The following is a 21046-nucleotide window of genomic DNA, read 5'->3' as shown; positions in this document are numbered from 1 at the left end:
AAGACTATGTGGTATTTCACCTGGATCTTGGGCGTTTTACTGGCTTGCGCGTTCGGTATCGTGAACGTGCTTTGGCTGGAAGTCACTGAAAATATGGATAAACCTGAAGAAGAATAGGGAAGCGGGGTCAGCTTAAAGGTTCCAGTTTAACTTCGACACTGTTGTTGTCGCTGCCAAGTGTAATCTGGGTATCCATGATCGAACAGTACAGGCGCATGGTGCGTTGACAAAGGCTGCCTAGTTCGTCGCAGGTGGATTCGCCTACCCGGTACACGGTGACATTATGCATGGCTTTGATTTTTGCTTTATTCTGTTGCCACCAAATAGAGGCGGTGTTTTCACCATAACAATAGATTATTACCTGTTGTGCGCGGTGACTGGCTTTTCGAATTCGTTTCTCGTCCGGTAAGCCAACATCAATCCAAAGTTTGATCTCACCGGTCAGATCCTTGTCCCACAGAGCTGCATCTTCTTCGTTGCTCAGGCCTTTCCCGAACTGCAGTGATTCGCTGGCGTTCAGTACGTAGGCCAACAGCCTGATCATCATCCGTTGTTCTGTTTCCGAGGGGTGCAGCGCCAATGTCAGGCCATGGAGATGGTAATAATTGCGATCCATGTCCGAAATCTGAACGTCCGCTTTAAAGATGGTGGATTTGAGCGCCATATAAGATCCATTGCATTATTCTGAGCAGGAAGCTTAACAGCACTTTTAAAGATTTAAAATCCGGCCTGCACAACAGGCCGGAATTCGTTAGCGGATATCAGCAGCGACTTCTAATTCGTGAATTCCATTTTCAATAAAATCCAGTAAACGCTGCATTGAGGGGAGGGTTCGGCGGCACGCGGTCAGCCCGAATTCCAGGTTCTGATCATAGCTAAGTAGCGTGATATTCAGCGCGATGCGGTCCATAGGTAAGGATACCGGATACATGCCATCCAGACGCGCTCCGTTCCAATACATGGGTTTACGCGGTCCGGGAACGTTGGAGATAATGACGTTAAAAGGTTGCCAACCGGACATCAACCCCGTGATCATTTTAAACCCCGCCGGCGCCATAGTCAGTGCTGTGTAATTGAGCACTTCTTCCGGTGTCATGGTTTTGTAGCGATCTTTTGAGTCTTTCACCGAGGCTTTGATTTCCTGCATGCGTAAAGCCGGATCAGCGATATGGGTGCCCAGATTGACCAGGATCATGGCAATCTGATTGCCGTCGTCACTATCATCCCGACGCAGTGACATAGGGACCATAGCCACCAGCGGTTTGTCCGGCAGAGCGTGCTGCATGATCAAATAGTCCCGTAATGCGCTGCCACATATCGCTAATACCGCATCGTTGACTGTGCAGTTGAAGGCTTTTGCAATGGCCCGGATACGCACCATTGGATAAGACTGTGCCGCAAAACGACGAGAGCCGGTAATTGGTTCGTTTAGCAGACAATCCGGTGCCTGGAAGATAGACACATGGGCCGATTCTTTTCGGGCACGGCGGAACGTTTTGGCAAATTCCTTTGCGATTTTAGGTACGGTGCCCAGCTGTTTGCCTGCCCCGTCCACGAGCCCGGCAAAGCCACTAACCAGTTCTTTCGGGGTAATCAGCTTTTGCTCGCGTTTTGGTCTGGGCATAGCCCAGATAGGCGGGCGATTCATTTCGGTCGGGTCATAGGACAAAAACTTCATGCAGGTCTTCATTGCCGCCACTCCATCCATCATGCTGTGGTGCACTTTGGAATACACGGCGAAGCGTCGGCCCCTTACACCTTCTATTAGATGGAACTCCCACAGCGGACGCTCCCGATCCATTAAATTGCTGTGTTCTGAAGACACTCGTGAGAGTAATTCCCTTATGCGCCCAGGCTTGGGCAGCGCTTCGTGGCGGAAATGGTGTTCAAGGTCAAAGTAATCGTCGTTTTGCCAGTAATACCGTCCCATTCTATTAACCAGGCGCTTTCCATAGCGACCCTCGGGTAATTGGTAGGCGCGCAACGACTCTGCTAGTTCCGTTACGTATTTCGGACCTGCGCCCTCCGGGAAGGAGAACAGCATTAAACCGGCAACATGCATAGGTTGTTGCCGTTTCTCGAGCCAGAGAAACAGCTGATCAGCTGGGCTAAGAGGAGTCATTCCATTTTCCTTTGTCAAATACGGATCACTTTTCAGATATCAGATTCGGCTTTATCCTGGCGACATAGTTCCTATGCAATACGTTTGCATATTGCGATGCTGGATGAGATGCCAAATGAAAGTTGTTAAATAATGTTTAAAAAATCAGCCGCTTACACCGGTTTTGTGATTGTTTTTGGTCGGGTGTTTTCATTGTTGTAATTCGGAATATAACGTGTTTCCTTTTTATAAGCCGCTATTATATCGAAGTTGACACAAATTGTAGCGAAATCCAATGGTGTTAATTAGCTGCTGAATGACTAAAATTAAAAGATAAACGATGTTATTGTTGCCTTATTCTTTAAAAGTGCAACGCGAAAGAGTTGACTAAAAACCCATGCAGAAGTTTGATGCCATCCGGCCTTATCATGATTACGAAGTTCCCGACGTTATAGAGCGGCTTCTCCAATCGGATGCTCTAATTCAGGCGATAATCCACGTCCAGTTTCCGTTTGCTTCGCGCTACCTTGAAAAAGGTTTGGTGCGTTTTATGCGTTATCGTATTCATAATAATATGAAGGACGTAAAAACCGTAGACGATTTTCAGCGCCGCATGCACAGTTTCCTGGAAAGCACGATTAATAAAAGTATCACCGAGTTTACCTACGGTGGTCATGAAAACCTGCAACCGGACACACCTTATATTTTCATCAGCAATCATCGCGATATTACGATGGACTCTGCGCTGCTCAATTACGTGCTGGTGCAGGCAGGGCACGATACCGCAGAGATCGCGATCGGCGATAATCTGCTGAGTAATCCGTTAGTCTCCGATCTGTTGCGACTGAACAAAAGTTTTGTTGTGAAACGATCGGTCAGTGGGCTCAAGGCCAAATACCAGGCGCTTACCGATTTATCCCACTACATTCATGACGCAAAAGACAATGGCCGCTCAATATGGATCGCTCAACGGGAGGGGCGTGCGAAAGACGGTTTCGATATCACCGATCCTGCCATTATGAAGATGCTGCATATCTGGCCTAAAAAGGAATCCGGAATGGATTTTGCCTCGGCGATCGCGCAACTGAATCTGGTTCCGGTGTCCATCTCCTACGAATACGATCCCTGCGATGGTCTGAAAGCCACTGAAATGCAGGCGCGCGAAAACGCCGACTATGTGAAGAGTGAAGGTGAGGATGTCGAGAGCATTATGCGTGGTATCGCCTTACCCAAAGGGCGCGTCCATATCCAGATCGGGAAACCGCTGGAAGGCACCTATGCTGACCCCGATGCAGTGGCTCAGGCATTAGACGAGCAGATTGTACAGAACTACAAATTATTCCCCCCCAGCCTGCTGGCCATTGAACATTTGGCTAACCTGGGTAAGGCTATGCATTCTTTTAAAGAAGAATACCGGTCCAGAATCAACGAAATCACCCTGCAAAGCCGGGAGTCGCTGGCCAGAATCGAACCTCAGGACCTGGCCAGGCAGGCCGCTGAGTTTTCCGCCCGTTTAGCCCATTATCCGGTTCAGGTGCAACAATATATCCTTGAAATGTACGCTAACCCTTTGCTAAATAAGCACAAGTATTCACTCAGCTGAACACAGACAAATCCAAACCTGGTATGGTTTGTGAATAGACCTTAGCGAGCGATAGGACCAAGTCAGGCGGTTCTATCAAAGCAGGATATTCAGAAAGAGATTGATGTGTCGCAAATACAATGGGAACAACTAAAGCCCGGGATTGAATCCCTGATTGCGGAAGAAGGGTTGCCAGCGGAGTTTCTGGACACCGTTTTCGCCTACTACCTGCCTTTGGCGCAACAAATCATGGAAAGGCAGCGCGCATTGGGCCGGCCCATGATTGTCGGCATCAACGGTGCCCAAGGCACCGGAAAGTCTACACTGGCGCTGTTTCTTCAAAAGATCCTAACCCACCATCTTAACTGCCCTTGTGCCGGCTTTTCCCTGGACGATATCTATTTGACTCGGGCGGAGCGACAGCACCTGGGCGCTACTGTGCACCCCCTCTTTGTCACCCGCGGCGTACCCGGTACCCACGACCTTGGATTGGGTCAGGCTACGGTGGATGCTTTATGTCGTGCTGTTTCCGGCACTACGGTACCGATCCCCGGATTCGATAAGTCCCAGGACGACCGCTCCGCCCCGTCTGCTTGGAAGCACCACGAGGGTGTGGCCAAGGTCATCTTGCTGGAGGGGTGGTGCATGGCCGCAAGGCCGGTCACAGACGGAGCGCAGCTGCTTCAGCCAATGAATGAACTTGAACGTTCCGAAGACGCTGAGGGTCTTTGGCGAAGCTATGTCAATCAGCAGCTTGCAGGCGCTTATAACGATTTTTTCAGTCAGCTCGACTTTTTGATAATGCTGAAAGCACCTTCAATGGAATGCATTGTGGAGTGGAGGACATTGCAGGAGCAGAAACTGGCTGAAAAAATCGGATCGCACCATAATGGCGCAAATGTGTCCGGAATTATGTCCCCGTCACAGATCAAACGATTCGTTATGCACTATGAGCGACTGACCCGGGCCATGTTGGACACGATGCCCTCCCATGCTGACGTGGTTTTGGTCATTGATGAAGCCCACCGCATCGCGGAGGTGCTCAAACATGACCAATAAGCCCATTGTTGTGTTCAGCGATCTGGACGGAACTTTGCTGGATCACGATACCTATTCATTCGAGGCGGCTTTGCCCGCCGTAAAACGGTTGAACCAGTTAGGTATTCCGTTGATCCTGAATTCCAGCAAAACCCGCCCCGAGATGGAAGCGATACAGCAGCAGCTTAACAACGTTGCTCCTTTTATTGTGGAGAACGGCGCGGCTCTGGTTGTGCCTGTTGGCTGCCTGGGAAATAAAGAGGAGAAAGTGGTGTATTTTGCCGCACCGGTCAGCGATGTTTTGATGCAACTGGAATCCCTCCGTGAAGAGGGGTTTGCCTTTCGCGGATTTCAGGATATGACGGTAGCTGAATTGGCTGGTTTGACGGGGCTTACCGAGCAGCAGGCGGCGCTTTCCAGGCAACGAACAGCGACCGAGCCGTTATTGTGGCTTGGCTCCAATGAGGCCCTTGTGGAATTCGAGCAGCGCTTGCAGCAGGGCGGTTTGCAGCTGGTCAAAGGCGGGCGCTTTTATCATGCCATGGGCCAATACGATAAAGCCGATGCCATGCATTATTTGTTAAAGCAATATCAGATTCGGTACTCAGAGAAGGAGGTTTTGTCGATCGCTTTAGGTGATAGCCCGAATGACTTGAACATGCTTGAGGCTGCAGATTATGCGGTCGTGATACGGGGAGTAAACTCCCGACAACTGAAGTTTACGGTAGGTAAAATGGTGATTTTTTCACAGGGAATGGGGCCTGTTGGCTGGAACGGTGCGATGCAACCGTTGCTGGATCAGCTGACCGGGCGCGCCCCGACCATTGATTAACTGGCAATTTATCTGGGAAGAGAAGAAAACAGCATGGGCGACTTTTATCAAAACGGCATAATCACAACATTACATAATTTACGAAGCCGAACCCTGGAAGATCTTGAGCGCGAACTGATTGAATTCAGCAAGGTCAGGCCTATGAGCCTGGTGCTGCCTTCATTGTACTCTGAACTGGAAGCACCAGCGCTCAAACACATAGTCGAGGAGTTAAAACAAGTACCTTATCTGGCGGAGATTGTGATCGGGCTGGACCGCGCCGATCAGGATCAATATGCAACCGCGTTGAAATACTTCGATGAACTGCCGCAGCACCATCGAGTGCTATGGAACGACGGACCGCGCTTGATGGCGCTGGATGACGAATTGAAAGAACATGGTCTGGCCCCGAGAGAAATGGGTAAGGGACGCAATGTGTGGTACTGCTTCGGTTATGTGCTGGCTTCTGGCAAAAGTGAATCGGTGGCGTTGCACGATTGCGACATCCTGACCTATCAGCGGGATTTGGTGGGCCGATTAATCTATCCTGTCGCGAACCCCAATTTTAACTATATGTTTTGCAAAGGCTACTATGCCCGAGTTGCTAAATCGAAGTTGAACGGACGTGTCAGTCGGTTGCTGGTAACGCCTTTAATCCGTGCGTTGAAAAAAGTCTGTGGGCCGTCTGACTTTCTCGATTATCTTGATAGTTATCGTTATCCGCTCGCCGGGGAATTTTCTTTCCGGACCGATGTGATCAGTGACTTGCGCATTCCCAGTGACTGGGGGCTGGAAATGGGGGTTCTTTCAGAAATGAAGCGTAACTACGCAACCAACCGCCTGTGTCAGGTGGATATTGCGGACACCTATGATCATAAACATCAGGATTTATCGCCGGAAGATGCGGCGCAGGGCTTATCAAAAATGAGCACGGATATCTGCAAAGCCCTATTTCGAAAACTCGCCACTAACGGCGAGGTATTTTCTACCGAAAAATTCAGAACCATTAAGGCCACCTATTATCGGATTGCCCTGGATTTCATTGAAAGCTATCAAAACGACGCGATCGTCAACGGCCTTAAGTTTGATCGTCACTCTGAAGAGCAGGCAGTGGAATTATTCGCACAAAATCTTATGGTAGCCGGTGCCTATTTCCTCGATAATCCGATGGATACGCCCTTCATTCCAAGTTGGAACCGCGTTATAAGCGCGATTCCAGATGTAATGGAACGTCTAAAGGATGCCGTAGAACAGGACACCCGGGATTTCTTTCGAAGTTAGCTTGTTAAAGGCCCGACATCATGCTTGAAGATCTTAAGAAAAAGTTAGTCAGTTCATTGGAATTTATTTACCCGGACCTGGATTCGTCCTTTTTGGCCAATGAATTAATACAGACAATGGGGTTGGACCAGCAATGTCAGAACCCGAAAGATCATCAAAATAACTGGGATGAGTCAGAGACGCTTTTGATTACCTACGCTGACAGTATTCATAATACAGCAGCGGCTACGACGGAAAAGCCTTTGGTCACCTTGTATAATTTTTTGCAGGGGCATCTGAAAGAGACCATCAGTAGCGTTCATATCTTACCGTATTTTCCCTATAGTTCAGATGACGGGTTTTCCGTTATGGATTATCTGGCGGTGAACGAATCGCATGGTGATTGGGAGGACATCGAGCGCATTGCAAACGAATTCACATTCATGTCCGACCTGGTGATCAACCATATGTCGGCCCGTAGCCGCTGGTTCGATAACTTCAAAAAGCGGATTGACCCGGGTAAGGATTACTTCTATGAAGGAAATCCTCAGGACGATTTGAGTGCCGTAGTGCGGCCTCGGACTTCACCTTTGCTCAACCCCGTGACCACGGAGGACGGTGAGCGCTTTGTGTGGTGTACCTTCAGCGAAGACCAGGTCGATTTGAATTTTGAAAACCCCAAGGTGCTTCTGGAGTTCGTGAATATTGTGAAGCATTATCTGGATCACGGAGTGAAAATATTTCGTTTGGATGCGGTTGCGTTTCTCTGGAAAAAAGCCGGGACTCCCAGTATTCATTTGCAGGAAACTCACGAAATTATTAAGTTGTTCCGGGTTTTGATAGAGCATCATAGCCCTGATGCGGTGATTATTACTGAAACCAATGTGCCGAACAGGGAAAATCTGACTTATTTCGGCAATGCCAACGAAGCGCATGTTATTTACAACTTTTCGTTGCCGCCTCTATTAATCTATAGCCTCATCTCCGGCGACTGTCGCCATCTTAAAACCTGGTTGATGAGTATGCCGCCGGCGCAGATGGGAACCACTTATCTCAATTTTATTGCCTCTCATGATGGGGTGGGCCTTAGGCCTACGGACGGCTTGTTGGCAGAAGAAGAAAAAAATCAAATGGTCAGTACCATGCTGCAATTCGGTGGGCAAATGACCTACCGGCGTTCCCGCGAAGGCACTGATAAGCCCTATGAAATGAATATCAGTTTGTATGATGCAATGAAAGGTACTATTGCCCAGGGTGAAGATAAATGGCAGTTGCAGCGATATTTGTGCGCTCACGCCATTATGATGGCGCTGGAAGGTATTCCTGCGTTTTATATTCACAGTCTATTCGGCACTGAAAACGATTATGCGCGAATGGAAAATACCGGCAGGGCGCGCAGTATCAACCGCAGTCAATGGGACATCAGCGAACTGGAAGATCAGATTGAAAATAAATTCAGTCATCACAGTAAAGTCTTCAGCCGCATGAACGAATTGATCGCGATACGCAAAAAGCAGTCGGCGTTTCATCCGAATGCAACCCAGTTTACCTTGCATTTGGGATTGCAGATTTTCGGGTTCTGGCGTCAAAGCATGCGACGGGATCAGTCTATATTTTGTATCAACAATATCAGTAACGAAGTTCAGGATATTGCACTGAGTGATATTAATTTGATTGGAACCGACGACTGGGTCGATTTATTGTCGGGATTGAAAGTAGACGATTTGGCGGGCAGCTTAACGTTGGCACCATATCAAACTGTGTGGCTTTCGAATAGATAAATGCAATTCGGTTGTTACCAGGGGAGGGCAGTACAGTGGAGGGCAGGCTGGCATACGACGCAATAATAATCGGCGGTGGCGCGGCCGGGTTAAGCTGCGCCGCCTGGATTGCGCAATCTGGGAAAAAGGTCGCAGTGTTAGAGCGTACCGCCAAAGTGGGTAAGAAAATCCTTATGTCTGGTGGAGGGCGTTGCAATTTTACAAACATGTACTCTGAACCGGAAAATTTCCTTTCCGCGAACCCCCATTTCTGTATATCTGCACTGAGTCGTTATACCCCGTGGGATTTTATTGCCCTGGTGGATTCTTACAATATTCCCTACCACGAAAAAAAGCTGGGACAGCTTTTCTGTGACAATAGCGCGAAAGATATCTTGTCCATGTTGTTGTCGGAGTGTGACAAGTCAAAGGTCAATATTTATATGCACTGCGATATACAGCAGGTGGTTAATAACGGCCATTATAAAATTCACACTAATAAGGGTGTTTTTGAATCGGAGGTGGTTGTAGTGGCCAGCGGTGGACTCTCCATCCCATCCATGGGCGTGACCGGTTTTGGCTATGAACTGGCGCAACAATTCGGTATGGAGGTAATTCCTTCCCGCGCGGGTTTAGTACCCTTTACTTTCACCGACAACATAAAAACCGTTAGCAACCATTTAAGTGGCTTGTCTGTGGATACGATAGTCAGTAATCACAAATCGCAGTTTCGTGAGAACATACTCTTTACGCATCGAGGTTTGAGTGGGCCTGCTATTTTGCAGATCTCGTCCTATTGGCAGGCGTCGGAATCGATAGATATCGATCTGTTGCCGGAGGAACACGATCTTGAATGGTTATATATCAAAAAGAAGAAGCAACCCAAAACCTTATTGAGAACGCTGCTTGCCGAACGCTTACCGAAAGCATTGGTGGCGGAGTTGGAAACGCTGTGGTGGCCGCAACAAAGTCAAACCCCGATGGCGGAAATACCCAACACACTTTTGCAGACGGTGATGCAGAACCTGAAAGCGTGGCGACTCAGGCCGTCTGGCACTGAGGGCTATCGTACCGCTGAGGTCACATTAGGGGGGGTGGATACGCAAGAAGTGTCTTCAAAAAATATGGAAAGTAAAAAGCAGAGTGGTTTGTTTTTTGTGGGTGAGGTGGTGGACGTGACCGGGCACCTTGGGGGCCATAATTTTCAGTGGGCTTGGGCTTCGGCCTATGCAGCAGCCCAGGGGATAATATTGTAATCTAAAGGGATACTTCAATAAATAAGCGGTATTTTCTTCCGTTGCCACTAAAGAACTCCCCCTCGCCGTCTCCAGCAGGGGGAGTTCGCACCAGACTTTTTATTACCGCTTTGCGCGGCCCAGCACCAGTATTTCGACTCGGCGATTTTCCTGGCGACCTTCGTCAGTTGAATTGTTTGCTACTGGTTGGTCCTTGCCCGCACCGACCATATAAATCCGGTTGGCAGGTAACACACCTTCTTCCGCTAAATAAGTGCCGACGGCTAACGCGCGGGCTTCGGACAACTCCATATTGTATTCTGCTGAGCCGACATCGTCGGTATGACCCACCACTTCAATCATCACCGCCTTTTTAAAGGTTTCTCTGGCTTCCTGTGCGCTCTTAAGCAGCATGGCTTTACCCTCCGCAGATAATTCGGCGCTGCGGCGGGGGAACAGGGCTACACTCGGCATAACCATACGGTCCAGTGCTCTCGGCTGGCCTACAACAACGATTTCGGCACGCCGGTTCATGGCGCGGCCTTGCTTGGTATCGTTTGCTGCGATGGGGTCTTCCGCACCGGCACCCAGTGTTCTTAACTTGTCCCTGGGTAGTCCCAGGCTGGCGAGATAATCGGCCACCGATTCGGCTCGTTTCGTCGAAAGCTGTTCGTTATGTTTCTTCCCGCCTGTATTGTCAGTGTGTCCTATTATCGTAACGGAGTAGGCTTCTGCCAGCACGTTTTCCAATTTCTCAGCGGTTTTTGCCAGTACCGTTTTACCGTCGTCGCTGATCTCGGTTTTGTCCACTTCAAATATATTATTGAACGGAACATCAAAGCTAACAACGCCCCCTTCAATCGGCTCGCCTTTGAGCAGTACCGCTTGGCGACTTGCGGTATAGCCGTCGCAACCATCGATTATTGCGAGTTCCGGGCTCCAGCTACCGGAGTGAACACAATTGCCATAGCTATCCATCAGAATATTACCCTGAAAATCGGTTGCGTAGCCGCGGGTATCCCGGTCTTCTGCGCTGATAGCTGCTACTGGCAGGGCCATCAGTGCAACCAGCAAGGCCCGACGTTGTAGTTTTTTCATAAGTAGTTCCTTCTCACTTGTTTGGTTTAGTCTGTGTAGTTGATTCTAAATCCATGGTCATGCATTGGATGTATTCAATGAACATTACGAGGAGCCCAACATAACATTGTTCTGGTTTCGGCAAAATAGTGGTAAACCTCAGACCACTCTATTGCAAAACAATGACGGAAAAATTTTAGCGTGAAGCAGGCATCGTATTGTAGCAATATAGATTAACCCTATCCGGTGTTCCCATTGATTGAGGAGTAAAAACATGGACCCATTTATTCAGGCAGCTATTGATGAAGCTCGACTCGGACTGCAGGAAGGCGGTATTCCGATCGGCAGTGTGATTGTTCATAAAGGCAAAATAATCGGGCGCGGACATAACCGGAGAGTACAAAACGGCAGCGTGGTACTGCACGGTGAAATGGACGCTTTGGAAAATGCCGGTCGTCAAAAAGCGGGTGTTTATCGGGAATGCACGCTTTACACCACCCTGTCACCTTGCCCGATGTGCAGCGGTGCGATTTTGCTTTATGGGATTCCCCGGGTGATCGTTGGTGAAAATCAGACGTTTATGGGGGAAGAAGATTTATTGAAAGGTCGTGGTGTGGATGTGTCTGTGGTTCAGGATCATCAGTGCATACAGCTTATGGAAGACTTTATCCGGGATGCGCCTGAATTATGGAATGAAGATATAGGGGAATGAATCTCTGAGACGATGATGGGATGATTGTATCATGGCGGCTTCCCTGTTAAGCTCGGCAGAACTCGCGGGTTTTGCGTAATCTCGCGTTAACGGGTGGCTATCTGGGAGCCGTTGCGTTTCGGCGCCGAGTTGGTTCGCATTACCATTCCGGGCTTAAATAACGTGATGATCCGCTTTGCTGAAAAAGCCGCTCGTGAACAATTTCCCAACCAAGTGAAACGGACACAAGCAGACACTACTTTTACGCCGGTTTCGCGACTGGCTCGCTAGTGCTTTCGTTGGTTTCCGCAGTGGTCACGGGCCGATAACTCAGCATCAGTTGGTGAATAAAACCCAGCTTTGTTTTGACCGGTTCATTCAAAACAAAGGGGTATAAATCCGGTTGCCCCATGCTGCGGTTAAGGCTATTTACGGCAAAGGTGAGCGGTATGCAGCGGTTGAGTATCTCTTCGAAGTCGGCGTGATTATAGGGGTCAATATCGGCTGTCATCGCAACCATGTTGTGGGTCTGCTGCGTCTGCTGTGGTGCACCCAGCGTCATCCCGAAAGCATAGGCTGTTTCCAAGGTATCTATTATATGGAAATAGTGCGCCCAGGTTTCAGCCCAATCTTCCCAGGGGTGAGACGACGCATAGGTTGTGACGAAGCGGGTGTTCCAATCAGCCGGTGCACCTTGTTCGTAATGGCTCTTCAGCGCTTCACCATAGTCTTCCCGCTCATCGCCAAATAAACGCCGGTAGGCTTTTAGCCGTTGTTGGTACGGAGCGATGATCTGGTCCCAGTAATAATGTCCCACTTCGTGCCGGAAATGGCCGATCAGGGTACGGTAGCTTTCGTTCATGTCCTTGCGCATCTGCTCGCGCTCGGCGGGATCCGCTTCCGCCAGATTAATCGTCACTTGTCCCTCGGCGTGGCCGGTGGTGGACTGGGCGTCATCCGGCAGCGGTTGTTCCGTATTTATGAAATCAAACGACAGTCCTTCTTCCGGTGCTTCATCCTTGCTTTGCAAAGGCAGTTGTAGGCGCAACAGGCTGTACATAAGCCGGTGCTTCGCGAATTCCATTTCCTGCCAGGAAAGCTTTTGCTCTGCATCCGCCACATTGGGAATATAGCGGTTCATCTGACAAGCAATGCACAAGGTGTTTTCGTCTTCGCTGTCCACTAACCAGTTGCAGACCTGATGTTGATGATTTGAGCAGTAAAATCGCACTGTTTTTTCGCAGTCCGCCGCAGCGATCCAGCCGCCGTTGCCGGCGGGCTTGAGTGAGCTGATATTAATGAGCTCAGGTATGAAGCCAAGAGCAGCACGGCACTGTTCGCAGTGGGTGTTTTCAAAAAAAACGGTGTGGCCGCAGTTCTGACAATTAAATAGTTTCATGGATTATCCCATCACCATAACGGATTTAATGTTGACAAATTCTTTCATACCAAAGCCCCCGTGTTCGCGGCCATAGCCGGAGTTCTTGACGCCACCGAACGGCATTTCCGGGGTAGCAACCCCAAAGCCGTTTATGAACACCATTCCGGTATCGAAATACCGGGTGGCCAGTTCGCGGGCTAATTCGGTATTTTTCGTAAATATTGCGCCACCCAAACCAAAATCACTGTCATTGGCAATGCGTAGAGCATCGTCCTGATCTTTGGCCCGGATTAAAGAAGCGGCCGGACCGAACAGCTCGTCATCATAGGCCGGCTGCCCTGGTTCCACATTTTCCAGAACCGTCGCTGGATAGTAGTAACCATCGGTTTGAGGAATTTCGCCTCCACACAACAGCGCGGCACCCTTATTAACACTGTTCATGACCTGGTCGTGTAGTTTGTCACGAAGATCTTCTCGCGCCATCGGGCCGAGATCCGTGTCGTCGGATGTGGGATCGCCCACTGTCAGGGCTTGCATCGCTTTGACGTAGTGCTCCTTGAATTGTTCATATACGCTGTCCACCACGATAAAGCGCTTCGCCGCAACACAGGTCTGCCCGTTATTGTAAACCCGCCCTGCAACACACTGTTCAACGGCGTTCTTGATATCGGCATCGTCCAACACGATATAGGCGTCATTTGAACCCAGTTCCATCACGGTTTTCTTCAGGTTTTTTCCGGCTTTTTCAGCGATAAGACGTCCGGCATCAGGGCTGCCGGTGAGGGTAACGCCTCGAATCAGTTCATGCTCGATCACCCGATCTGATTGATCGTGGTCAATATACAGGGCTGCGAACAGCCCGGCGGGTAAATCAGCCCTGGCATAGATGTCTTCCAGCAGCATCGCGGATCCCGTTACATTGCTCGCGTGCTTGAGTAGCACCCCGTTGCCGGCCATCAGATTGGCAATGGAGTAGCGTATAACCTGGTAGGCAGGGAAGTTCCAAGGCTGTATGCCGTAAACGACACCGATAGGGCAATAGCTAACGTAGCCTGTTTGGCCGTCACCAAAACGGCGCTTTTCATCCTGCAGCAACTCGGGACCTTGTTTTGCAGTAAACTCGCAGATTGCCACGCACAGTTCGACCTCTTCAATAGCCTGCGATAGGGGCTTTCCCATCTCCAGCGTCATTAGCTCGGCGAGTTGGTGCTTGTTTTTATCAAGCTCCAGGCCGATTTTTTTGATGATCTCGGCCCGCTCGGTCAAGGGCTGTAAACGCCAGGACAAAAAGGCCTTGTGACAGCTTTCTATGGTCTGGGAAACCTGATCTTCGCTCATCAGGGGATACGATTTTATTTCATTGCCATTACTTGGGTTGATGGTGGAGATGGTTTTTTGCGTAGCAGATTGCATGAGTTCCTCCTGGAATTCGATGTTTCCTTCTATTCAACCCTTACAGCAGCAAGGAGCATGCCACGGGAGCATCCCCATGTTCTGCTAGTCGTGGCACATTAGCTTGAGCCGAAATTTGAAAGAGTTACAGCCTGAAGGTGCAAGGGTTGTAATTTTTGCGGCTTCACGTTGCGTTCACGACATCAGCATCACAATTTCGGCTCAACCTTCAACCTCATTGATAAACAAGGAACAACGCTATGCATCTGGTAACGTTTTGTGCGCGTAAATTCATAGGGCTTTTTGCCGTCGCAGGGCTGATGCTGACCGCCGCCTGTAAAGGGCCGGAAACGGTGTCTTATGTCGATGTAGAGCGGTATATGGGGCAGTGGTATCAGATATCGGCTTACGAAACTTCGTTTAACGAAGGGTTGGTGGGCGTTACCGCTGACTATACATTGTTGGAGGACGGCACAGTCCGGGTTTATAACCGTGGTTATCAGGGGTCATTGCAAGGGCCTGTTGATGACATTACGGGCTCTGCGAAAGTGGTTGATAAGGAAAGCAACGCGCGCTTGAAAGTGACTTTTCCGGATGTGCCTAATTTCCCCTGGGCTAACTATTTGATCGTGGTGCTGGATTCGGAAAATTATCAGTATGCAGTAGTCACTGACCCGCTTAAATACACTTTGTTTGTGTTGAGCCGAACGCCGCAACTGGATGAATCTACCTACGACCTGATTCTGCAGCAGTTGCAGGAAAAAGGCATTGACACGCAAAAGCTGGTGTCAACGGAACAACCTATATTCCAGTAAAGCGTTAATCGGAAGGTCGCAGGCAGGGAAAAAACTCACCGGTACAATGAAAGGAAGACTGACTCTCGATAAAGTCCCATTGACGTATATGTGTCGCCGCTTTTTCCGGAAACGACGTTAGTTGCATAAACGAATTTGGCAGGCCGCCTCGGACACGATAAGACAGTGCCGTGCCGGCCTGGCAAGTGTGAACGTCTTTGCTCAGGCCGGGGTAACGCCCTTTTAAACTGCGGCTGAATTGATGGTGTATGTGCCCACCCAGCACCAGATCGAGCCCGGCCTGACTCCAGCGTTGCAGAGCCGGTTGCGCCTGTTTGACTATGTTCTCTTCATCGTGATCGTGAATGACGTCGAACGGGTGGTGGCATACCAACATTTTCAGAACGTTGTCAGGATGAGCCTGCAGTTTGCGATGAACCGCTTCAATTTTCTGTTCGGTGATGCGGCCGTTTTTATAATGCCAGGGATTACAGGAGTTCAAGCCAATAATCACCGCACTGTCCAGAACCAGATCGGATTGCAGGGGTACCTGCATGTGTCGTTGGTAGCTATAAAACGGAGAAGCAATTCGCAAAAAGAAGTTGTACAGGGGGACATCATGATTGCCCGGCACACACAGCAGCTTTTTGTATTTGAGTCTCGACAGGAACGTGCGGGCACTTCGAAATTGGTTGGCTCTGGCTCTTTGCGTAATATCGCCGCTCCAGATCAAAACATCCGGATAGATCGCGTTGATTCGCTCCACCAGCGCTTCCACCACCTGCGTTTGTTCTGTCCCGAAATGCGTGTCTGAAATCTGAACCAGATTAAAACGATCAGGCATAGATTCAGGGGTTCCCGTCAATATGATTGGGCACAAATAAAGACAGTGCTCTCGGTTGTGCGTGCATGTGCACCGGTGTTGCCAGTTCGATCACTTCACCATCCAAAGCGCATTTGAGTGAGCTGTGGGAAGAGTGCAGCGTCAGGGATTGATGCAGTGACGTTTCGAACTCTTCCTGTTGCGGAAGTTGTTTAACGGATCCTTTCATAAGCAGACGCAATTTTCCTTTCCAGTCCAGGGGTTTCACCGTAATCAACGCAAAGCGCCCGTCGACCTGGTCCATTTCCTTTTCGCAACCAAAATTTTGTAGCTGTGGCCGATTCTGTGTTGCCATCAGTAATATGGCTTTTACTTTTCTTATTCCTTCTGGGGTTTCGACAGCGACTCTAAGTCGTTTCTCATGGCGGAAAAAAGTCAGCACCCCCGCCAGCATCGCCGTAGTGCGGCTGCGAAAGCCGGCACGCTTCTGGTAATGTTCCCGGTCGTCAATGACGTCCGGATAAATGCCAAAGGCTGCGCTGGTGGTGAATGGCAGGCCGTTGATCCAGCAGATCGGTACTTTCTTGATACGACTATCCGCCAGCTGTGCAACTTGGGTTGCAGGATCCACCGATAGACCATGATGACGTGCAAACAGGTTGAAAGTACCCTGGGCCAGCATAGCCATGGGTACATCGTATTTCAGAGCGTACTTCACGCATAAGTTAATAGTACCGTCACCCCCGGCGGCCAAAACGCCCATTTTTTTCCTGGACGCATAGGTGAAAATCTTGCTGATGCGTTTTTCGATGTTGTCACCGGATCGCAAAATCGCTTTTTGTTTTACCTTTATAGTGTCCGCGTGTTCCGCCAATCGTTCCATGATGGCTTCAGGGGTGCCGGTGCCGGAGCCACTATTGATCACTACCACGAATTGATGATCGCAGATATCCAGGCTAGGAGCAGGTTTAAGGTAGGGTGACGCTTGTATGTGGCTGGTCATGCTTCACGGTCTCGTCGGTTTACTATTTCTAGATCGGATTGAGCAAGATTGTTGCCATCGTTGGTTCGGCGATTTAACGTGCTGATATTTCAAGGAATATATAAATTGCTCGTAGCTTTGGTCCCGATCGAATCGTGCGCCTATGGTAAATTCGGGATAGCGACTTTGAAATAATGACAATTTTGTAAATAAAACAGCGTTGTCGTGAAATTGATATAGAATTTGAACTTTCTACCGCGCAAAATCAGCCAAATGCCGCCCACTATCCTCTGAGTATTTTCGATGAATATATCCGCTTATACCGATATCCTGAAAGAGTTGATCCGCTACCCCACCGTGGTTGGGTGTGAGCACAGTTTTTTTCGAGTTCTGGAACGGGTACTGGTGGAGCGGGGTGCGTCCGTAACCTGGTACGAAGGTGTGCTGGTGGCGCATGGTTCCCAACCATTCAGTGCGATGTATTCTGCTCATATTGATCGCCATGGCTTAATTTGTACCGGCCCCAATGAGTTTCAATACGCTGCCTTTGTGTCCGGCAGTCGTTCGGATCTGTTGGGAAACTCCGTGTCAGAACAAATGATGAATACCGTCGCTCATCGCTTTAAATCCGTTCCGGTGATGGCCTATGATCCCTGGTCTGGTGCCTACCGTGGCGCGGGCACCATTAAAGACGCTTATATCTGCGAATTCCGTAATAACCTGATCTTTTGTGTCGACGGTCTGGAGTATTTGGTTGCGGGCACCCCGGTTGCGTTTAACGATCGTTTGCGTATTGAGAACGGGCGTTATTTGGGGCAACTGGATAACGTGTTAACGGCGGCTGCATTAGTGTATCTGTTCGAGCTTGGTTTTGAGGGCACCGCGTTCTTCACGGCCCAGGAAGAGTCCGGAAAAAGTTGGCGCTATCTGTTGGAGTGGTTCCGTCGCTTCGGACGTTCCACCAACCATTTAATCGTCGTGGATACCAGTCCCTTTCCGGATGACCAAGCCGTTGACCAGCAACACGTCGTGTTACGCAGAAAGGACGCCAACGCGGTGTTCAATGTGGACCTGACCAATAAAGTAGAATCGCTTTGTCACAAGATGAATATTCCGTTTTCCTATAAAGACGCCTACATAGAAGCAAAAAACAAACAAAATGCGCTGGAAGGCATTACTTCGGTGATGTCGTTGGGCAGTACCGAATTGGGGCGTATTACATCCACATCGGGTGGCTTGGTGGACGGCACCACCATTCAGATTCCCACTTCCGGGTATCACACCATGGATGAATCGGCGGCGGCTTCCTCCTGCGAATCGTTTATAAAACTGTTAATGGCGGTAGCGGAATCCTGAGGGTTTTTGTAAATAAGGCCGCCGAAATTGCCGCTCCCGGGTACGTTCTTCACAAAGAATCGGTTGCGCTTCTGTAGAATGAATGTTTATTCTTGTGCTGCCTTACTTTCACTCAATCTAAACAATAAAAAACAGGACAGGGATTCCTTATGAAAGATCTGTTTAACGTTAAATTGCGCTTGCTTACTGCAACGCTACTTAGTATCGGATTACTGCACGCTTCTCCCGGTTTCGCGAACGGGGTTGATACACCCGCGACCCAAGCCTCTGTAAATACCGGCACAACGCTTTATAACGGCATATCCACCGATTACGGAGCCAGCTTTGTTGGCATCCCTTATGCCGCCGCACCCGTTGATGCGTTGCGTTGGCAGCCCCCACAACCGGCCGTGATCGGCTCGGAGTTTGATGCCACTGTAGCCGGAGCGGCCTGCCCGCAAATTGCGTCCCCCTACGGAGTGGGCAGTGAAAATGAAGACTGTTTGTCATTAAATGTATACAAGCCCAAACCCCGGCAAGGAAAAAATGCGCAACAGAAGTTGCCGGTGGTCGTGTGGATGCATGGTGGATCGCTGACCAGCGGCGTGAGCAGCCTCTATGACCCGGTCAAGCTGGTGAAGCGTAATCTGGTTGTGGTGACTATCAACTACCGCTTGGGTGCTCTGGGTTACCTCAGTCATCCGGCGCTCGCTGCTGAAACCGAAGCGGGCAACTCTGGAAATTACGGTTTGATGGATCAGCAGGCGGCTTTACGTTGGGTGCGGGATAACATCGCAGCCTTCGGCGGCGACCCGGATAACGTTACCCTCAGCGGTCAATCAGCGGGCGGGTATAGTGTCCTGGCGAACCTGGTATCACCGGCTTCTGCTGGCTTGTTTCATAAAGCCATCGTGCAGAGCGGCGTTTATACGTTAGAAGAGCCCACCCAGCAGCAATGGGAAGTGGCCGGTTCGGCACTGGCCGTGGCCATGGGGTGTGAAGATCAATCAGCGGAATGTTTGCGCAATCTGGAGGTGGCCACCATTCTGGAGAACCAGGGTTCTATCGCTACCCAGTATCCGATCGTGGTGGACGGCGCGACCATTCCACAGCAAATCACCAATGCGATTTCCACCGGCGAATTTCATCATATGCCGGTGATGAACGGTTCAACCAGTGATGAGTTTAGTTTGTATGTGGCCGCGTTAAACGAACTGGTAGGAAACCCGGTGACAGAGGAAAACTATTTGCAGTCCATAATAGGGGCCGGCATACCCGAGGTCATTGCGCCTTTGGCTCAGGCCGAGTATCCGCTGTCCGATTATGCTTCTCCCGGATTGGCGTTAATAGCGTTGGGCACCGATGCGGCGTTTGCCTGCAACGCGCAGGCTATGTCGTTTTGGCTGGCGGCATTTGTACCTACTTATGCCTATGAATTTGCAGACCCTGAACCTGCGCCTTTGTTACCGCCCATCAGCTTCCCATACGGCGCGTATCATGGCTCGGATGTGCAATATATTATGCAAACGCCGAATAGCCTGGTAACAGAAAAAACCAAACCGCAACAAGCGCTGGAGCATCAAATGCTCAGCTATTGGGCGAGTTTTGCCCGTCACGGAAATCCGAATGTGAATCTGGCTCCTTATTGGTTCCGTTTTAAAACGTCGCTACCGGTAATGCAAAGTCTCAAGCCGTGGCTGGCTTACCCCACTTTGAATTTCCATCAAAAGCACCATTGTGAATTCTGGTACGGATTTGCTGAGAGTTAAGTATTGCGGGTAAGGGTTCGGCGATATTCCCCCGGGGTCATACCCATCCAGCCTTTAAATGCTCTGATAAATGCACTCTGCTCGGAATAGCCGAGCAGCAGTGCCACTTCCGACGGAGACAATGCGGGATCGGCCAGATAGCGTTTGGCCAATTGTCTTCTTGAATTCGCCAATACCGAGCGGTAACTGTAACCATGATTGCTCAAATTACGGTAAAACGTACGCAGGGCAAACCCCATTTGGCTTGCCACAGTGTTGGCACTGGTGTCGCCGTCTTTCATCGCTATCAGTAGTTGTTGCTGTAATTGCTTTAGGAATTGATCAAAGCTATCGGACGTTGCTTTGGTTTGACCCAACATGGATTGGGCCTGCTCATCAAATAATTTCAACAGGTAAGCGTCGCTGCTGGAAATGGTCATCAACATTGCTTGGGCTGGAATATCCACCCGCAAGCAAGAGCAATCAAATTCCACCGGACAACCAAGCAAGGCTTCGTATATTTTATAGTCCTTATTTTTACTAATGGGAACCCCGACGCTTACTGGCGGGATTTTTTTACCGATTAGCGATTGATATAAATTGACGAAGATAGCAACGCTGTATTCACAGGAAAGATGCGTTCCCTGGTCACTCAAATTCCAGCGGTGGCTTACTGCGTTACGGCTTTTCCGTACAACGGCATTTAAACCGGTAAACACCAGCGCCTGAAAGCGGCCGTAGCGAATCAGTGCCTGTCCCAGAGTGCTGCAGGAAGTCAGCAGGTAGCCAACCACGCCGAAATGCTCGGGTTTGGTGACCGCAGCAATACGCATGCCCAGAGCCGGCACCGGTTCCAGTTGATAGATCCGGTTTAACAGATCGGTAAAGGCGGTGGTGTTAATCCGCGGATCCTGGCTCAGAGCTGCGATGTCGGCACGAAGGGCAGGCGCATCCAGACCGCGAATATCCAGATAGCAGATCAGGGGGTCAAGAAAACTGCTGGGCAGATGGGGGTCATTTGAATTCATAGCAACAG

The 21046-nt window shown here is 49.8% G+C and carries 19 protein-coding genes; 11 read left to right on the top strand and 8 right to left on the bottom strand.

Features of this window, described 5'->3' with window-relative positions:
• The first annotated feature begins 6 nt into the window (after nucleotides 1–6).
• Entirely contained in the window at nucleotides 7–117 is a 111-nt protein-coding gene (gene cydX, locus FT643_RS02975; RefSeq protein WP_156869175.1) for a cytochrome bd-I oxidase subunit CydX, read from the top strand.
• Nucleotides 118–127: 10 nt separating this feature from the next.
• Here cydX and FT643_RS02970 read toward each other — a convergent pair whose 3' ends face one another.
• Both FT643_RS02970 and FT643_RS02965 read right to left on the bottom strand, forming a co-directional pair.
• A complete protein-coding gene (locus FT643_RS02970) occupies nucleotides 128–664 on the bottom strand; it encodes a YaeQ family protein (protein ID WP_156869174.1) in 537 nt (178 codons plus the stop codon).
• 87 nt (nucleotides 665–751) lie between these two features.
• Nucleotides 752–2122 carry a WS/DGAT/MGAT family O-acyltransferase gene (locus FT643_RS02965; protein ID WP_156869173.1) on the bottom strand — a complete coding sequence of 457 codons (1371 nt, stop codon included), beginning with the start codon at nucleotides 2120–2122 and terminating at the stop codon, nucleotides 752–754.
• Nucleotides 2123–2498: 376 nt separating this feature from the next.
• Here FT643_RS02965 and FT643_RS02960 point away from each other — a divergent pair, with 376 nt between their 5' ends.
• The 6 genes from FT643_RS02960 to FT643_RS02935 all read left to right on the top strand — a co-directional run bounded on the left by FT643_RS02960 (nucleotide 2499) and on the right by FT643_RS02935 (nucleotide 9808).
• Nucleotides 2499–3704, top strand: a complete 1206-nt coding sequence (locus FT643_RS02960) for a 1-acyl-sn-glycerol-3-phosphate acyltransferase (RefSeq protein WP_156869172.1) — start codon at nucleotides 2499–2501, stop codon at nucleotides 3702–3704.
• 105 nt (nucleotides 3705–3809) lie between these two features.
• Nucleotides 3810–4742, top strand: a complete 933-nt coding sequence (locus FT643_RS02955; RefSeq protein ID WP_198043272.1) for a hypothetical protein — start codon at nucleotides 3810–3812, stop codon at nucleotides 4740–4742.
• The gene (locus FT643_RS02950; RefSeq protein WP_198043271.1) at nucleotides 4732–5553 is read left to right on the top strand and encodes an HAD-IIB family hydrolase; all 822 of its coding nucleotides are present in this window, start codon (nucleotides 4732–4734) and stop codon (nucleotides 5551–5553) included. Before FT643_RS02955 ends, FT643_RS02950 begins: the two co-directional genes overlap by 11 nt.
• Before the next feature lie 33 nt (nucleotides 5554–5586).
• Nucleotides 5587–6813: a glycosyltransferase family protein gene (locus tag FT643_RS02945; RefSeq protein WP_156869170.1), complete on the top strand. Its 1227-nt coding sequence runs from the start codon at nucleotides 5587–5589 to the stop codon at nucleotides 6811–6813.
• Nucleotides 6814–6833: 20 nt separating this feature from the next.
• The gene (locus FT643_RS02940; protein WP_156869169.1) at nucleotides 6834–8573 is read left to right on the top strand and encodes a sugar phosphorylase; all 1740 of its coding nucleotides are present in this window, start codon (nucleotides 6834–6836) and stop codon (nucleotides 8571–8573) included.
• Nucleotides 8574–8620: 47 nt separating this feature from the next.
• The gene (locus FT643_RS02935; protein ID WP_156869437.1) at nucleotides 8621–9808 is read left to right on the top strand and encodes a BaiN/RdsA family NAD(P)/FAD-dependent oxidoreductase; all 1188 of its coding nucleotides are present in this window, start codon (nucleotides 8621–8623) and stop codon (nucleotides 9806–9808) included.
• 102 nt (nucleotides 9809–9910) lie between these two features.
• Here FT643_RS02935 and FT643_RS02930 read toward each other — a convergent pair whose 3' ends face one another.
• A complete protein-coding gene (locus tag FT643_RS02930) occupies nucleotides 9911–10885 on the bottom strand; it encodes an OmpA family protein (RefSeq protein WP_156869168.1) in 975 nt (324 codons plus the stop codon).
• A gap of 253 nt (nucleotides 10886–11138) precedes the next feature.
• On the opposite strand from FT643_RS02930, the gene FT643_RS02925 reads away from it, so the two are divergent.
• Complete coding sequence (locus tag FT643_RS02925; protein WP_156869167.1) at nucleotides 11139–11576, top strand: nucleoside deaminase; 438 nt, start codon at nucleotides 11139–11141, stop codon at nucleotides 11574–11576.
• Between the two features lie 241 nt (nucleotides 11577–11817).
• Here the strand turns inward: FT643_RS02925 and FT643_RS02920 are convergent, their stop codons facing one another.
• Both FT643_RS02920 and FT643_RS02915 read right to left on the bottom strand, forming a co-directional pair.
• Nucleotides 11818–12954 carry a zinc-binding metallopeptidase family protein gene (locus tag FT643_RS02920; RefSeq protein ID WP_156869166.1) on the bottom strand — a complete coding sequence of 379 codons (1137 nt, stop codon included), beginning with the start codon at nucleotides 12952–12954 and terminating at the stop codon, nucleotides 11818–11820.
• A gap of 3 nt (nucleotides 12955–12957) precedes the next feature.
• Nucleotides 12958–14349: an NAD-dependent succinate-semialdehyde dehydrogenase gene (locus tag FT643_RS02915; RefSeq protein WP_156869165.1), complete on the bottom strand. Its 1392-nt coding sequence runs from the start codon at nucleotides 14347–14349 to the stop codon at nucleotides 12958–12960.
• A 239-nt stretch (nucleotides 14350–14588) separates the two neighbouring features.
• Between FT643_RS02915 and FT643_RS02910 the strand changes: the two genes are divergently transcribed.
• Nucleotides 14589–15143, top strand: coding sequence for a lipocalin family protein (locus tag FT643_RS02910; protein ID WP_156869164.1), 555 nt, complete (start codon nucleotides 14589–14591; stop codon nucleotides 15141–15143).
• Nucleotides 15144–15147: 4 nt separating this feature from the next.
• Here the strand turns inward: FT643_RS02910 and FT643_RS02905 are convergent, their stop codons facing one another.
• Nucleotides 15148–15966, bottom strand: coding sequence for a metallophosphoesterase family protein (locus FT643_RS02905; RefSeq protein ID WP_156869163.1), 819 nt, complete (start codon nucleotides 15964–15966; stop codon nucleotides 15148–15150).
• A gap of 4 nt (nucleotides 15967–15970) precedes the next feature.
• Nucleotides 15971–16948: a diacylglycerol/lipid kinase family protein gene (locus FT643_RS02900; protein ID WP_156869162.1), complete on the bottom strand. Its 978-nt coding sequence runs from the start codon at nucleotides 16946–16948 to the stop codon at nucleotides 15971–15973.
• Between the two features lie 282 nt (nucleotides 16949–17230).
• Here FT643_RS02900 and FT643_RS02895 point away from each other — a divergent pair, with 282 nt between their 5' ends.
• Together FT643_RS02895 and FT643_RS02890 are read left to right on the top strand one after the other, a co-directional pair.
• Nucleotides 17231–18283, top strand: a complete 1053-nt coding sequence (locus tag FT643_RS02895) for a zinc-binding metallopeptidase family protein (RefSeq protein WP_156869161.1) — start codon at nucleotides 17231–17233, stop codon at nucleotides 18281–18283.
• A gap of 149 nt (nucleotides 18284–18432) precedes the next feature.
• Nucleotides 18433–20031: a carboxylesterase/lipase family protein gene (locus FT643_RS02890; RefSeq protein WP_156869160.1), complete on the top strand. Its 1599-nt coding sequence runs from the start codon at nucleotides 18433–18435 to the stop codon at nucleotides 20029–20031.
• Here FT643_RS02890 and FT643_RS02885 read toward each other — a convergent pair.
• Entirely contained in the window at nucleotides 20028–21038 is a 1011-nt protein-coding gene (locus tag FT643_RS02885; RefSeq protein WP_156869159.1) for a helix-turn-helix domain-containing protein, read from the bottom strand. The two genes, FT643_RS02890 and FT643_RS02885, sit on opposite strands and share 4 nt — an antisense overlap.
• Between the last annotated feature and the right edge of the window lie 8 nt (nucleotides 21039–21046).

This window comes from Ketobacter sp. MCCC 1A13808 (assembly GCF_009746715.1).
In the GTDB taxonomy this organism is placed as follows: Bacteria; Pseudomonadota; Gammaproteobacteria; order Pseudomonadales; family Ketobacteraceae; genus Ketobacter.
Note: the sequence above shows the minus strand (reverse complement) of the source record. Positions and strands in the feature narration are given on the sequence as shown.